Origin of the sequence: Roseococcus pinisoli, assembly GCF_018413645.1 — a bacterium.
GTDB classification, from domain to species: Bacteria; Pseudomonadota; Alphaproteobacteria; order Acetobacterales; family Acetobacteraceae; genus Roseococcus; species Roseococcus pinisoli.
Window position 1 is genome coordinate 193,567 of the sequence record NZ_JAHCDA010000003.1, and the last position, 14,445, is coordinate 208,011.

Sequence of the window (14,445 nt, forward strand, 5' to 3'; positions counted from 1 at the left end):
AGGATAGCGAACTGCCCCCGGGCACGCCACGCCGATCAACGCAGGCGGGCAAGCACCTGGTCGACGAAGGCGGTGGCGCTGCCGAGGTAGTTCTCCGGGTCGCACATGGCCTCGATCGCCGAGGCTTCCACGCGCGACGAGATCTCGGGCATCCGGCGCAGCGCCTCGGCCAGCGGGATGCCCTGGGCGATGGCCGCGTCGCAGGCATTGTTCACGAGGTGATGCGCCTCGCCGCGGCCGAGGACGGGCGCGAGCTCCATCATCACCTGCTCCGAGGCGATGAGGCCGCCCGTGGCCGCGAGGTTCTTCCGCATCCGGGCCGGGTCCACGACCATGCCTTCCGCCAGGAAGCGCGCCTGCGCCAGCGCGCCATGGGTGAGGTTGAAGGCCTGGCCGATGGCCAGCATCTCGGTCTGCCAGGGGCCAGTGCCGCGTTCCTGGTCCTGCGCCATCGCGGCCAGCACCTGCGGCACCAGCGCGTGCACGCCGCGCGACTGCGCGATGATGTATTCACACGAAATCGGGTTGCGCTTCTGCGGCATGGTGGAGCTGCCGCCCCGGCCGAAGACATGCGGCTCGTTCACCTCCGCGACCTCGGTCTGCATCAGCAGGATCACATCCGTCGCGATCTTGGAGAGCGACCCGCAGACGAGGCCGAGGAAGTTCACCGCCTCGGCGATGCCGTCCCGCGCGACATGCCAGGGGATGTCCGGGCAGGCGAGGTCGAGCTCGCGCGCGAGCTCGCGCTGCACGGCGATGCCCTGCTCGCCCAGCGAGGCCAGCGTGCCGGCCGCGCCGCCCAGTTCCAGCCGCTCCACGCGGGGGCGGAGCTGGTCGAGGCGCTCCACCATGGTCAGCAGCGGCGAGAGCCAGACCGCGACCTTGTAGCCGAAGGTCACCGGCAGCGCGTGCTGGAGATGCGTGCGCCCCGCCATGATGGTCGCGCGGTGCCGCCGCGCCAGCCGGCCCAGCGCGGCGTTCACCGCCAGCAGCTCGCTGCGGATGAGGGCCAGGCCGTCGCGCATCTGGAGGACGACGGCGGTGTCCATCACGTCCTGCGTGGTGGCGCCCCAATGCGTCCAGCGGCCGGCCTCGGGGCCCGAGGCGGCGGTGAGCTGCTTCACCAGCCCGACCACGGGATAGCCCGTGTTGCGCGTGGCTTCGGCGAGCGCCGCGAAGTCCAGCCCGTCGACGGCGGCGGCCGCGGTGATGGCGGCGGCCGCCTCGGCCGGCACGATGCCGAGGCGCGACTGGGCGCGGGCCAGGGCGGCCTCGAAGTCGAGCATGCGCTGGAGGAAGGCGCGCTCGCCCATCGCGGCGCGCATGGGATCGGTACCGTAGAGCGCGCCCAAGACGGGCGAGTCGGCGGGATTCACAGGCATGGGATCAGACTTCCAGGAAGACGGTTTCCGCCCCGCCCTGCAGCCGGATGTCGAGCTGCCAGGTTCCAGGGATGACCGGCGTTGCGATCATGGTGCAGCGCCGTTCGACCGGCACCAGCGCGAGCAGCGGATCGCTCTCGTTCAGGGGATCGTCGGCGAAATAAAGGCGCGTGGTGAGGTGGCGCAGCAGCCCGCGCGCGAAGATCGCGATCTGCACATGCGGCGCCTGAAGCGTGTTGCCGCGGCCGGGCACGGGCCCTGGCTTGAGGGTGGTGAAGCGGAAGCGTCCGCCGGCATCGGTGCCGCAGCGCCCGAAGCCCTGGAAGGCGCCGTCGTAGCGGCCTTCCGGGTCGGCGTGCCAGATCTCGATCATGGCGTCGGTGACGAGGGCGCCGTCGCCGTCCGTCACGGTACCCTGCAGGGTGATGCGTTCGCCCGCGATGCCGGCATTGGGCCCGTCCTCGCGCAGCAGGTCGGACCATTCGGGGAAGTCGATGAGGTGCCAGAAGGGCCCGGCGGTCTGATGGGCGGTGGCGGTGCTCATGCCCGGCCCTCCTCGAAGGGCGTCGCGGCCTCACCACGCAGGGTGATGTCGAAGCGGTAGCCCAGCGCGAATTCCGGCCGGGTGATGTCCAGGTCGAATTTCCCGATCAACCGGTCGCGCGCGGCCTCGTCGGCGGTTGCGAGGAAGATGGGATCGAGCGCCAGCAGCGGATCGCCGGGGAAATACATCTGCGTGACGAGGCGCTGGGCGAAGCCGTGGCCGAAGAGGCTGAAATGGATGTGCGTCGGCCGCCAGGCATTGTGGTGGTTGCGCCAGGGATAGGCGCCGGGGCGGATGGTGGTGAAGCGGTACCAGCCTTCGTCATCGGTGAAGACGCGGCCCTGGCCGGAGAAATGCGGGTCGAGCGGCGCGTCGTGCTGGTCGCGGGCATGGTGGTAGCGGCCGGCCGAATTGGCCTGCCAGATCTCGACCATGGAGCCCCGCAAAGGCGCGCCGCGCTCGTCGAGGACCCGGCCGGCGACGATGATGCGCTCGCCCATCGCCGCATGGCCGTCGACCACCGAGAGATCGGCGTGGGAGGGCAGGGCGAAGCGCGGGGAACTCGCCTCCGTCAGCGTGACGGGCGCGCGGATCGGCTCCTGCTTCGGCGCTCTTCGATGGGTACTGCCGTAATCCGGGCTGTCGAGGGGCGGCTGGCTGCCGGGGACCGCACGGGCATAGGGGGTCGGATCGGTCATGCGGACCATTCTAGGGGTCTAGGGCGAGCGTCATCAAACCGATCGACGAAGGTTGCCAAGGCGGCGTTGCGGGACAATGTTGCACCTGCACCGGGATGTCCCGGGGCAAGCGTTCTCAGGGCGGGGTGGAAATCCCCACCGGCGGTGATGGCGAGCGATCGCCTCAGCCCGCGAGCGCCCGTTCCTCCCTGGAGGGGCGGGGTCAGCAGATCCGGTGCGATCCCGGAGCCGACGGTCATAGTCCGGATGGAAGAGAGCGCGATGCCATGCCGGCCCGATCGCGCTTGCGGCCGGGGCGGCGGGGAATCGTGCGCCCTGATTCAGGTCTCAACCCGAAGAGGGAAGCATGAATCAGACTGACAACACCCGTTTCGCCTTCATCCAATCCGGCTGGCACCGCGACATCGTCGGCCAAGGGCGGGAAGCCTTCCTGGCGGAGATGGCACGCCGCGGCGTGCCGGCCGGCCGCATCGACGTCCATACGGTGCCGGGCGCCTTCGAGATCCCTCTGCACGCCAAGCTCCTGGCGCGTTCCGGCCGCTATGCCGCGATCGTGGCCTGCGGGCTGGTCGTGGATGGCGGGATCTACCGCCACGAATTCGTGGCCGGCGCCGTGATCGACGCGCTGATGCGCGTGCAGCTGGAGACGGAGGTGCCGGTGATCTCGGCGGTGCTGACGCCGCAGCATTTCCACGATCACGAGGAGCATCAGCGCTTCTTCAGCGACCACTTCCTCGTGAAGGGGAAGGAAGCGGCCACCGCCTGCCTCGATACGGTCGCGGCGCTCGCCGCGCTGACGGGCCTGCGGCAGGCCGCCTGAGTCCGAGCCCGGGGGGCGGCTTGCACGAGCTTGCGGCCCCGACGGTTCGGACGGAAGCTTCCCTCATCCCCGTCGATATCGGGGGTGAGGGGAACGTCGGATGACACGCGATGGAAGCCGGGGCAGGCCTCTGATCGAAGGCGGCTCCGCTGGCCGTCGATCGTCGAGGGTGTCGATGCCTTGAGCACCACCGCGCGCCCGGCCTGGCTGACGGCCGCGCCCATCCTCTTCGTCTCGCTCTGGTCGGGCGGCTTCACGGCCATCAAGCTCTGCCTGCCCTATGTCGAGCCGCTGACGCTGCAGGTGCTGCGCTACGCCGTGGTGGTCGCGCTGCTGGGCCCGCTCTGGCTGGTGCTGCGCCCGGTCCGGCCCAGCCGCGCGACGCTGGTGCACCTGGTCCGCATGGGGCTGCTGGTGCAGTTCGCCTATTTCGCCTCGATGAACCTGGCCATGGCCCATGGCATGGGGGCGGGGACGATCGCGCTGCTCATCGGGCTGCAGCCGGTGGTGGTGGCGCTGCTGGCACCGAGCATCGTGGGCGACCCGCCGGTGGGAAGGCGGGGATGGATCGGCCTGCTGCTGGGCATGGCGGGGGCCGGGCTGGTCATCGTCTCGGGCTCCGGCCTCGCGGCAAGCGGCTGGGTGGGGCTGTTCTTCGCGCTGGTGGCGCTGGCCGTGATGACCGGCGGCGCGCTGCTGGAGCGCAAGGGCCGGCCCACGGTCGATCTCGTCACCGCCAACCTCGTGATGTGCGGCGTGGCCCTGATCGCGACGCTGCCTCTGGCGGCCGGGCTGGAGAGCATGCGCGTGGAGCTCGCGCCGCAATTCTTCGTGGGGCTGGCCTACCTCGTCTTCGTGAACTCGCTGATCTCGCTGTCGCTGCTCTTCGCGATGCTGCGGCATGGCGAGGCCGCCCGGGCCTCCTCGGTGTTCTTCCTCGTGCCGCCGCTGGCCGGACTGATCGCCTGGGCGGTGCTGGGGGACGTCATGAGCCCGCTGGCCATCGGCGGCACCGCGGTGGCGGCCCTTGGCGTCGCCTTGGTCGTCTGGAAGCGTTGACCTCGACCGACCGAGCGGTCAGCCTGTTGGCCAAATTCCACCGGAGAACGTTCCCATGGCCCATGCGGGTCTGAAATTCGGCATCTTCCTCGCCCCCTTCCACCGACTGGGCGACAACCCGACGCTGGCGATCCATCGCGACATCGACCTGCTGGTGGCGCTGGACTCGCTGGGCTTCGACGAGGCCTGGATCGGCGAGCACCACTCCGCCGGCTGGGAGACGATCGCGAGCCCCGAGCTCATCATCGCCGCCGCGGCCGAGCGCACCAAGCACATCAAGCTCGGCTCCGGCGTCACCAGCCTGCCTTATCACCACCCGTTCCTCGTGGCGCAGCGCTTCGTGCAGCTCGACCATATGACGCGCGGCCGCGCCATGCTGGGCTGCGGGCCGGGCGCGCTGATCTCCGACGCCTATATGATGGGGCTCGAGGCCAAGAACCAGCGGCCCCGCATGGAGGAGGCCCTCTCGGCCATCATGAAGCTCCTCGCCTGCGAGGAGCCGGTCACGGTGAAGACCGACTGGTTCGAGCTGCGCCAGGCGCGCCTGCACCTGGCGCCCTATTCCCACCCGACCTTCGACATCAAGGTCGCCTCCTCCACCACGCCCTCGGGCGCGCTGGCGGCGGCGAAGCACGGGCTCGGCCTCATCTCGCTCGGCGCCGGTCTTCCGGGCGGCCCGCAGAAGCTCGCCGAGCAGTGGCGCCTGGCGGAGGCCGAGGCGGCGAAGCACGGCAAGACCATGGACCGCGCCAATTGGCGCCTGGTCGTGAACCTGCATTGCGCCGAGGATGACGAGCGCGCCATCCGCGAGGTGCGCCGCGGCGAGCGCATGGAGACCGAGGATTATTTCGGCGAGGTGCTGGGCCGCCCGCCGACGCGTTCCGAGGAGCCGCTGCGCGACGGGCTGAAGGCCGGCACCACGCTGGTCGGTAGCCCGGAGACGGTGGCCAAGGGCATCGAGCGCCTGCTCGCCTTCACCGAGGGCGGCGCCGGCGGCATCCTCTTCCGCGCGCATGAATGGGCCGACCGCGAGCAGACGCTGCGCAGCTTCGAGCTCTTCGCGCGCTGGGTCATGCCGCGCTTCCAGGGCAGCCTGCGCATGCAGACCGAGAGCCGCGAATGGTGCGTGGCCAACCGCGAGGGCATCTTCGCGCCCAACCTCCAGGCCCTGAAGCAGGCCTTCGTGGATGCGGGCCAGGATGTTCCGGAGATGGAGCGCCTGAAGCTGCGCGAGCGGCAGCCGGGCGACTGATCGCCCGTTAGGGCGCGCCGGTCCTGCGATGGCTTCGGCTGTCGCGGATCGGCGCCTCAGACGCCGTCGCTGACCACGACGCGGTCGCGCCCTTCGGCCTTTGCCCGATAGAGCGCGGCATCGGCCGCCGCCGTCAGGCCCTCGCCACGCTCGACATTCAGCGGGAACAGCGCGAGCCCGATGGAGGCGGTGATGCCGTCCAGCACGCCGCCGGGCCAGGGCACGCGCAGCGCGCGGATGGCATCGAGCAGCGTTTCCATGCGCGCGCGGGCGGCGGCCAGCTCGGCGCCCGGCATGAGGATCAGGAACTCCTCGCCGCCGAGCCGCCCGACCACATCGTTCGGCCCCGCCACCTGCCGCAGGATATCGCCCAGACCACGGAGCACGGCGTCGCCGGTCTCGTGGCTGTAGCTGTCATTGATGCTCTTGAAGTGATCGAGGTCGAGGATCGCCAGGGCCAGGGTGCTGCCGTTGCGCGCCACGCGCGCCGTCTCCCGCGCCAGCGCCTCGTGCAGGAAGCGCCGGTTGTGCAGGCCCGTCAGCGGGTCGCGCAGGGCCTGGCCGCGAAGCTGCTCGCGCAGCTCGATATTGGCGATCGACAGCGAGACCTGCTCGGCCAGCATGGTGGCGAGCTGGGTAGAGGCCAGGCGCGCTCCCGCACCTTCCGGACCGGCCACGCCCGGCTCGCGGTAGAGCAGGCCGAGCAGGTTGTTCTGCGCGATGAGCGGCAGGCACACGCTGCCGTCGGGCAGTTCCGCCGAATGCGGGGCGACATGCTCGCAGACCAGCCCACGGCTCGCATCGGAAAGGGGGAAGGGCTGCCCACGGCGCAGCGCCCAGCAGGAATCCGGGGCGAAGCTCGACGCCCCGGCCTTGAGGTCGCCCCAGGAGGTGCCGAGCGTGACGTGATCCCGCGCGGGGGACAGCAGATAGAGCGCGCCGGCCTCGTCAGGCAGAAGGCGCGCGGCATAGCCCCGGACGGCGGCGAAGACCTCCTCCGGCTTGATGCAGGATTGCAGGATGCCGCTGAGCTCGGTGAGGAGGGCGATCTCCTGCGTGCGGGCTTCGGCCGAATGCAGCAGCTCCGTGAGGCGGGCATTGGCGCTTTGGAGCTCGCGGGCATGGTCGCGCCGCTCCTCCTCGACCTTCAGGGCGTCGGTCTTGTCCTGGATGACCCAGAGGATCTGCCCATTGGCATCGCGGCCGCCGGTCAGGCGCTGGCCGAAGGCATCGACGGTGATCGGCTCCTCCTGCGACCCGCGCAGATGGAGCTGTACGGCGTCGGGCAGCCCTTCCCGGATGCGGGCGAGGGCCGCGTCGAAGGCCTCGGAATCCTCGGGGCGGGCGAGAAGCCGCGCGATATCGAGCCCCGGCAATTCTTCGAGCGACAGGCCGCAGAGGGCCGCGAGGCGGTGGTTGCCACGCTCCACCCGGCGCCCCGTCGTGAAGAGGATGCCGGCCAGCGGGTTCTCCACCAGCGCGCGCTGCTCGGCGCCCAGCGCGGTCAGGCTGCCGGACAGCCGGCGGGAGCGCATCAGGATCAGCACGAGGAAGGCCGCCAGCAGGCTGATGGCCGCCCCGCTGGCGAGGACGAGGTTCGGGACGACGCTGTCGCGCTCGTAGATCGAGCCTTCGCGCGCGGCGAATTGCAGCAGCCAGACGCGATCTCCCACCACCAGCGAGCGCTCGGCCGAGATGCCGAGCGGCGAGGAGGCGACGGGCGTGACGAGCCGCAGATTGGGCTCGAGGCTGTCATACATCAGCGAGGCGGCGACCGAGGGGTCTTCCGGCTCGTGGGTCGGCAGCCCTTCGAGAGTGGTGCGGCCATAGCCGCGGTCCAGAATGCGGATATGCGCCTGCTGCGGGATATGCGTGCCCAGCACGCCGCGCATCAGGTCGTTCAGCCGATAGACGGCGGCGACGAAGCCATGCAGCGCGGCGCGGCGCTGCGCGATGGTCTGCACGGGCTCGCTCACGCGATAGATCGGCGCGCGCAGGATGAAGCCGAGCCCGCCGGAATTATCCTGCACCAGGCGGACGGGCGGCGTCGCCACCATCCGGCCGGTCTCGGTGGCGCGGCGAAGGCTGTCGAGCTGAAGGGGGTTGGCGCCGGCGTCGAAGCCCAGGGAGTTCTCGTTGCCGCGCAACGGCTCCACGAATTCGACGACGCTGTAGGAGAGGCGCGGCCCAGGCGGCGTCACGGCGAATTGGGGCAGGCCGCGCGGGTCGACGCTCATATCCGAGCGGACTTCGGCCAGGAAGGCATCGAGGTGGCCGGGTTCCACCCGCCGGAGGGCCTGCAGCGCCTGGAAGCCGGGATGGCGATGCCCCAGCTCGAGCACCTCCACGTAGCGCCGGAACTGCGAGCGGTTCACACGGCCGACCGAGGCAAAGAGCCCCTGCATGCTGACCAGCACCTCGGCATGCGCGCGCAGCCGATCGCCGACCGCCGCCGTCACCTCGCCCATGTCGCTCGCGAATTTCCGCTCGGTCTGGTCGTGGATGAGCTGCACGGCGAGGATACGGGCGCCGGCCGACAGGGCGAGGCCGCCGAGCAGGACCGCGGCTGCGATGGCGAGCATGCGTCGGCTGGGCGGGGCGAGCAGCTCCTTGGGCGTCATCCCGGAGGAGGCCGGAGAAGCAGGGGGCCGGAGCAGGAATGTCGCGCCAAGTCGAACCGCCCTCTGATCCACCCATTGGCAAAGGCTGCCGGTGTCAGCTTACGACGAATCGCACCCGGTACAATGCGACTCATTATATGAAATTGAATGCATGTGGCGGGGAGGCCGCCGGCCCCCCGCCATCGTTGGTCCTTATGACAACTCGACCGTCAGCGACAACAGGCGGAAGGAGTTCGACTTGCCGTGCCCATCGAGGTTGAGGCTGCCGTTCACGCCGCCTTCCAGCACCTCGTCCACCACGAAGTTGAAGGCCTGGAGGTTCGGCAGGTCGTAGCGCGTGCAGCCGGTGGCGCCGCGATGCGTGAAGAGGGCCAGCACGCGGTCGGCCGTGATCTGCTCGGCGATGAGCGCGTAGTGCTCCGGCTTGTAGGGCATCAGCGACATGTTGAGGCGGTTGCCCTTGTCGCCCGCACGGCTGTGGGCGATCTCGTGCAGCAGGACGGTCTTCTTGGCGGTGGCGGTCATCCGGCGATCTCCTTCGCGGTGCGGACGATGACGCGGGTGGGCACCCGCTCGCGCAGGACGAGGTGGCTCCGGGTCAGGATGCGCGGCGTGACGCGCCACCGCGCGCCGCCCGTGCCGGCCGTGCCGCAGCAGAGCATGGCCAGCACCTCGCGCGAGGCCTGGTCCGCATCGTCGCGGGTATGGGCCTCGACGGCGAGGCGGATGCGGATGTCCTCCGGCTCCGGACCCGAATAGGAACGCCAGAGCGCGCCATCGTCGCTGTCATGCACGCTGGCCACGCCGATGAGGTCGGCGCGGGCACGCACGATGTCGAGGCCGCGGACCTTCAGGCGCTCCAGCAGCACATCGGCCGTGGCGCGGGCGCGGGCCAGCGCATTGGGGCCGGCGACCGAGACCTCACCCTCGCCGAGCCAGCTGCCCTCGAAGCTCGCGGTTACCTTCAGCGTGTCGGGCCGTGCCTGGCCGCGAAGGTTGTGCAGCGCCACGCGGTCCTTGCCGACCTGTTCGACGCGGCACTGGCTGATGTCCAGCACCACGTCCGGCGTGATGTAGTGGGACGGGTCGTGCAGCTCGTAGAGCAGCTGCTCCTTGATGGTGCGCAGGTCCACGAGGCCGCCGGTATTGTCCGCCTTGGTGATGACGAGGCCGCCATCGGCGGTCACCTCCGCGATCGGGAAGCCGATATTCGCGGGGTCCGGAATGTCCTTGAAGCCCGGATCCCAGAAGACGCCGCCGGTGACCTGGCTGCCGCATTCCAGCAGGTGGCCGGTCGCGGCGCCGAGGGCCAGCGCGTCCCAGTCGTCGAAGCGCCAGCCGAAGTGATGCGCGAGCGGCGCGATGGCGAGCGCGGGGTCGCTGGTGCGGCCGGCGACGACGACATCCGCGTCCTGCTGCAGCGCCTCGACCAGCGGCTCGGCACCGATATAGGCATTGGCGGCGATGAGCTTCCAGGCGCCCATGTCGAGGCCCGCATCGGCTTCGTGCACGGGCAGCTGGCCGCCGGCCACGAGGCCGGTGACGTCATCGCCCTCGACCAGCGCGATGCGGAGGTCGGGCAGGCCCTTCTCCATCGCGAGCTTGGCGACGGCACGCGCGGCGGCGGGCGGATTGGCCGCGCCCCAGTTGCCGAGCAGCGGGATCCTGTTTTCCTTGGCGGGCGCCAGGATCGGGCCGAGCAGCCGCTCCAGCATCGGCTCGTAGCCGGCATTCGGATCGCGGCGCTTCTCGAGATGGGCGAGGGCGACGGTGCGTTCGCCGAGCGTCTCGAAGAACATCGCCGAGGGAAGGCCGCTGGCGATGAGCGTCTTCAGGACGGGGAGCGGCGCATCCACGCGGTCGCCCGAGAAACCGGCGCCGTTGCCGACGAGAAATTTATTAACTGCCATGAACTCCTCCAGGCTTTCTCTCATGATCCGCGGCAGCGGTGCGGTCAATGCGCGGGGGCATTCCCCGCGCGCGGTTCGTCCTGGAGGAGCAGGTGGGTAGGGCGGGCGCTCAGTTGCGGCTGGGCGCGGGCTCAGGGCCGACGAAGAAGTGAACGCCCGAGGCATTCGCATCCAGGATCTCGAGCGAGCGGCCGCGCAGGGTCAGGGTGCGGCTCTGCGAGAGGTCCAGCGGGAAGGCGACCTCGTCGCCGCGGCTCGCGACGACGGGCCGGGCGGTGCCGGTGGTCGTCGAGCGGCCGGAGAAGAACCCCGTATTGGGCGGCCGCCAGGCATTGGCCGGCATGCCGACGCTGGAACTGGTCTGGCCGCTGAAGGTCGTCGTCGTGCGCGGGGCCATGTGGTGGTAGACGGTCTCGTTGGTCTCGACCTCCACCTCGCGACGGCGGAAGATCGGCCGCCCCTCATCGTCCAGGCCCATGTAGCGCAGCTCGACGAAGCCGCGGTCCCGCGTGCGGCCGAAGATGTCCGCGCCGCCGAATTCGTCGGGCAGGTTGTCGCGCAGGCTGACGCGCAGCATCACTTCCCCGACTCCCGCGCGGGCCTCCCCGGGTGGGCGTGACGAGCTCTCCTGCATGCGGACGGGCGAGCAGGCGGTGAGAAACGCCATCAGGGCGAGAAGAGGGCTGAAGCGATACATCGAGGGGTCTCCAGGGACGGAGCGAATACAACCTCAGGCTGCAAATTCCCTCAATGGGTGCATTTTTGTTTTTAATACAATTTCAGCGCATCCAGGTTCAGCCGCTGCGCACGCGTGCCACCGCCTCCCGCCACTCCGCTTTGCGTCGATCGGCTTCCGGGCGGGCCATGTGCGGTTGGAAGCGCCGCTCGCGCCGCCAATGGGTGGAGGCATCGCCGGGCGGCGGCAGCAACCCGGCTTGCAAGCCCGCGAGATAGGCCGCGCCCAGTGCCGTCGTCTCCGGCACGACGGGCCGGTCCACCGGCGCGCCGAGGATGTCGGCCAGGAACTGCATGGTCCAGTCGCTCGCGACCATGCCGCCATCCACGCGCAGCACGGTATGGCCCATCGCCGGCCAGTCGCGCCGCATGGCGTCCAGCAGGTCCGCGGTCTGGAGGGCGACGCTCTCAAGCGCCGCGCGGCAGATCTCGGCCCGACCCGAGGCGCGGGTGAGGCCGAGGATCGCGCCGCGCGCCTCCGCATCCCACCAGGGCGCGCCCAGGCCCGTGAAGGCCGGGACGAGGTGGACGCGCTGCGCGGGATCGGCGCGGGTGGCGAGCTCGCCGGCCTCGCTGGCCTGGCTGATGATGCCCAGCCCGTCGCGCAGCCACTGCACCGTCGCGCCCGCCATGAAGATCGAGCCCTCCAGCGCATAGGTGCGCCGGCCCTCGAGCTGCCAGGCGATGGTGGTCAGCAGGCGGTTCTGCGAGGCCACGGCTTCCTCGCCCGTCACCAGCAGGGCGAAGCAGCCCGTGCCGTAGGTGGATTTGATCATCCCCGGCTCGAAGCAGGCCTGGCCGAGGGTGGCGGCCTGCTGATCGCCCGCCATGCCGAGGATCGGGATGGAGCCGCCCAGCAGCCGCGTCTCGCCGAAGCGCGAGGCGCAGTCCCGCACTTCCGGCAGGATCGCGCGGGGGATGCGGAAGAGCGCCAGCATCTCCTCGTCCCATTCCCCGCGACGGATGTCGAAGAGCAGGGTGCGGGCCGCATTTGTCGCATCGGTCGCGTGGACGCGCCCCTCCGTCAGGCGGAACAGAAGGAAGCTATCCACCGTGCCGAAGCAGAGCTCGCCCCGTGTTGCGGCCGCCCTTGCGCCGGGCGTGTTGTCCAGCAGCCAGGCGAGCTTGGTCGCGGAGAAGTAGGGGTCCAGCAGCAGGCCGGTGCGCGCGGTCACCAGGGGTTCGTGGCCCGCTTCGCGCAGCGTCTCGCAGAGTGCGGCGGTGCGCCGATCCTGCCAGACCGGAGCGCGGCCAATGGCGCGGCCCGTGGCGCGTTCCCAGAGAATGGTGGTCTCGCGCTGGTTGGTGATTCCGATGCCCGCGACATCGGCCGGCGCGTGGTCGGAACGGTCCATCGCCTCGCGCAGAACGCGCAGGGAGTGGGCGGCGATGTCCTCCGGCTCGTGCTCGACCCAGCCGGGGGCGGGGAAGTACTGCGGCAGCTCGATCTGGGCCATGGCGCGGGGCACGAGGGCGGCGTCGAAGGCGATCGCGCGGGTCGAAGTGGTGCCCTGATCGAGGGCCAGAAGGGCGGTCAAAAAGTATTCTCGGGCATAAAGTTATCCTTCAGCTCCGTTGACGCCCCTTCTGGCCGCCACCTACTATGCGCCTTCTAACGAGCAGAAGACGGAACCCCCCACATGGTCAACAAGATTGCCGCCCTTGCCCTGGCGGGCAGCCTTTTCGCGCTTCCGTCGATGGCCCAGGATTACAATCAGCGTCCGACCTTCGGGACCATGGACCTCACGACGAATTTCCAGCCGGATCCGCGCTCGATCGACGTGACGGCGGGCGGCAACATCAATTCCGAGCGCCTCGGCAATGGCTGCACGGGCTCCATCGCCAATGCGCCGGACGTGCGCCTGAACTACCAGGCCGGCCGCTTCCCGCTCTACATCTCCGTGCAGTCGGATGCGGACACGACGCTCGTCGTGAACCTGCCGGACGGCAGCTGGGTCTGCAACGACGACTTGGTCGACCTGAACCCCGGCGTGGTGCTCGATCGCCCGGTCTCCGGCCAGTACGACATCTGGATCGGCGTGTTCGGCGGCGGCACGGGCGTTCCGGCGCGGCTCTCGATCTCCGAGATCCCGCCCCAGCGGCGCTGAAGCCTTCCCGATTTGACGCGCGTCCGTCGCGGGTCTGAAATCCAGGGGCCTGCGGATCCTTCCGCAGGCCCTTTTTTCTTGTGTCCAGGATTTCCGACCCATGCCCGTGAACAACAGCATCGCCTCCTTCGCCGAAGAGATGACCGAGTGGCGTCGTGACATCCACGCCCATCCCGAGCTGCTCTTCGAGGAGCATCGCACGGCCGAGGTCGTGGCGAAGAAGCTGGAGGAATGGGGCATCGAGGTGCATCGCGGCATCGCCGGGACCGGCGTGGTGGGCGTGCTGCGCAGCGGCAATTCGGGGCGCAGCATCGGCCTGCGCGCGGATATGGACGCACTGCCCATGCCGGAGGAGACCGGCCTTCCCCATGCCTCGACCGTGCCGGGCAAGATGCACGCCTGCGGGCATGACGGGCACACGACCATGCTGCTGGGCGCGGCCAAGTACCTCGCCGAGACGAAGAACTTCGACGGCACGGTCCACTTCCTGTTCCAGCCGGCAGAGGAGGGCGGCGCCGGTGCCAAGGTGATGATCGAGGAAGGCCTCTTCGACCGCTTCCCCTGCGACAGCGTCTATGGCGTCCATAACGACCCCGGCCTGAAGCTCGGCGAGACCTCCGTGGTCGCGGGTCCCATCCTGGCGGCGTCGGACCGGGTGAACATCATCGTGAAGGGACGCGGCGGCCATGCCGCGCGGCCGCACATGTCGCTCGATCCGATCCTGATCGGCGCGCAGATCGTGGTGGCGATCCAGGGTATCGTGGCGCGCCGGGTCGACCCGCTGGATTCGGCGGTGATCAGCCTGTGCCAGTTCCACTCGGGCACCGCCAGCAACGTCATCCCCGACACGGCGACCATCAACGGCACGATCCGCACGCTGCGTCCCGAGACGCGCGACGAGATGGAGCGGCTGATCACGCAGATCGGCCAGAACATCGGCGCCATGCACGACGCCGAGGTCGTGGTCGAGTACAAGCGCGGCTATCCGCCGACCGTCAATCACGAGGCGGAGACGGAGCGCGCGGCGCTGGCGGCGGCGAAGGTGATGGGGGCCGACAAGGTCATCCGCAAGCGCCCGCCGGCGATGGGCGCCGAGGACTTCTCCTACATGCTCATCGAGCGGCCCGGCTGCTTTCTGAAGCTCGGCCAGGCGGGCGCCGACAAGGGCGGCGTGCCGGTTCACAACACCAAGTACGACTTCAACGACGACCTGCTGCCCATCGGCGCGAGCTTCTTCGCGACCCTGGTCGAACAGGAGCTGTCGCGCGGCTGACGGTGCGGGCCTCGATCCGTGAAGGCGGATCGAGGCCAGGCCA

Annotated in this window: 13 protein-coding genes and 1 riboswitch; of the genes, 5 read left to right on the plus strand and 8 right to left on the minus strand. The window is 69.9% G+C overall.

All coding sequences use genetic code 11. The features are described 5' to 3' along the window. Window positions 1–35: 35 nt before the first annotated feature. Genes pcaB through pcaH form a run of 3 tightly spaced genes read right to left on the minus strand, consistent with a single transcriptional unit; the run spans window position 36 to window position 2,624 of the window. Entirely contained in the window at window positions 36–1,382 is a 1,347-nt protein-coding gene (gene pcaB / locus KHU32_RS15955) for a 3-carboxy-cis,cis-muconate cycloisomerase (protein WP_213671151.1), read from the minus strand. Between the two features lie 4 nt (window positions 1,383–1,386). Next, a complete protein-coding gene (gene pcaG / locus KHU32_RS15960; protein ID WP_213671152.1) occupies window positions 1,387–1,926 on the minus strand; it encodes a protocatechuate 3,4-dioxygenase subunit alpha in 540 nt (179 codons plus the stop codon). Beyond that, window positions 1,923–2,624, minus strand: coding sequence for a protocatechuate 3,4-dioxygenase subunit beta (pcaH, locus tag KHU32_RS15965; RefSeq protein ID WP_213671153.1), 702 nt, complete (start codon window positions 2,622–2,624; stop codon window positions 1,923–1,925). The genes pcaG and pcaH overlap by 4 nt, the downstream gene beginning before the upstream one ends. Window positions 2,625–2,731: 107 nt before the next feature. Then, window positions 2,732–2,886, plus strand: a riboswitch (FMN riboswitch). A gap of 84 nt (window positions 2,887–2,970) precedes the next feature. Here pcaH and KHU32_RS15970 point away from each other — a divergent pair. The 3 genes from KHU32_RS15970 to KHU32_RS15980 all read left to right on the plus strand — a co-directional run bounded on the left by KHU32_RS15970 (window position 2,971) and on the right by KHU32_RS15980 (window position 5,755). Further along, on the plus strand, window positions 2,971–3,444 hold the full coding sequence (locus KHU32_RS15970; protein ID WP_213671154.1) for a 6,7-dimethyl-8-ribityllumazine synthase: 474 nt from the start codon (window positions 2,971–2,973) through the stop codon (window positions 3,442–3,444). A 180-nt stretch (window positions 3,445–3,624) separates the two neighbouring features. Further along, a complete protein-coding gene (locus KHU32_RS15975; protein WP_213671155.1) occupies window positions 3,625–4,503 on the plus strand; it encodes a DMT family transporter in 879 nt (292 codons plus the stop codon). A 55-nt stretch (window positions 4,504–4,558) separates the two neighbouring features. Continuing rightward, the gene (locus KHU32_RS15980; protein ID WP_213671156.1) at window positions 4,559–5,755 is read left to right on the plus strand and encodes an LLM class flavin-dependent oxidoreductase; all 1,197 of its coding nucleotides are present in this window, start codon (window positions 4,559–4,561) and stop codon (window positions 5,753–5,755) included. A 56-nt stretch (window positions 5,756–5,811) separates the two neighbouring features. Here the strand turns inward: KHU32_RS15980 and KHU32_RS15985 are convergent, their stop codons facing one another. The 5 genes from KHU32_RS15985 to glpK all read right to left on the minus strand — a co-directional run bounded on the left by KHU32_RS15985 (window position 5,812) and on the right by glpK (window position 12,559). Next, entirely contained in the window at window positions 5,812–8,376 is a 2,565-nt protein-coding gene (locus KHU32_RS15985) for a CHASE domain-containing protein (protein WP_213671157.1), read from the minus strand. 192 nt (window positions 8,377–8,568) lie between these two features. Next, the gene (locus tag KHU32_RS15990; RefSeq protein WP_213671158.1) at window positions 8,569–8,901 is read right to left on the minus strand and encodes an AtuA-related protein; all 333 of its coding nucleotides are present in this window, start codon (window positions 8,899–8,901) and stop codon (window positions 8,569–8,571) included. Continuing rightward, a complete protein-coding gene (locus KHU32_RS15995; RefSeq protein ID WP_213671159.1) occupies window positions 8,898–10,286 on the minus strand; it encodes an acyclic terpene utilization AtuA family protein in 1,389 nt (462 codons plus the stop codon). The genes KHU32_RS15990 and KHU32_RS15995 overlap by 4 nt, the downstream gene beginning before the upstream one ends. Before the next feature lie 109 nt (window positions 10,287–10,395). After that, the gene (locus tag KHU32_RS16000) at window positions 10,396–10,983 is read right to left on the minus strand and encodes a hypothetical protein (protein ID WP_213671160.1); all 588 of its coding nucleotides are present in this window, start codon (window positions 10,981–10,983) and stop codon (window positions 10,396–10,398) included. Window positions 10,984–11,080: 97 nt separating this feature from the next. Further along, entirely contained in the window at window positions 11,081–12,559 is a 1,479-nt protein-coding gene (glpK, locus tag KHU32_RS16005) for a glycerol kinase GlpK (protein WP_213671161.1), read from the minus strand. 102 nt (window positions 12,560–12,661) lie between these two features. On the opposite strand from glpK, the gene KHU32_RS16010 reads away from it, so the two are divergent. Both KHU32_RS16010 and KHU32_RS16015 read left to right on the plus strand, forming a co-directional pair. Then, complete coding sequence (locus KHU32_RS16010) at window positions 12,662–13,129, plus strand: hypothetical protein (RefSeq protein ID WP_213671162.1); 468 nt, start codon at window positions 12,662–12,664, stop codon at window positions 13,127–13,129. Between the two features lie 100 nt (window positions 13,130–13,229). Beyond that, complete coding sequence (locus tag KHU32_RS16015) at window positions 13,230–14,402, plus strand: M20 aminoacylase family protein (protein ID WP_213671163.1); 1,173 nt, start codon at window positions 13,230–13,232, stop codon at window positions 14,400–14,402. Window positions 14,403–14,445 lie beyond the last annotated feature (43 nt).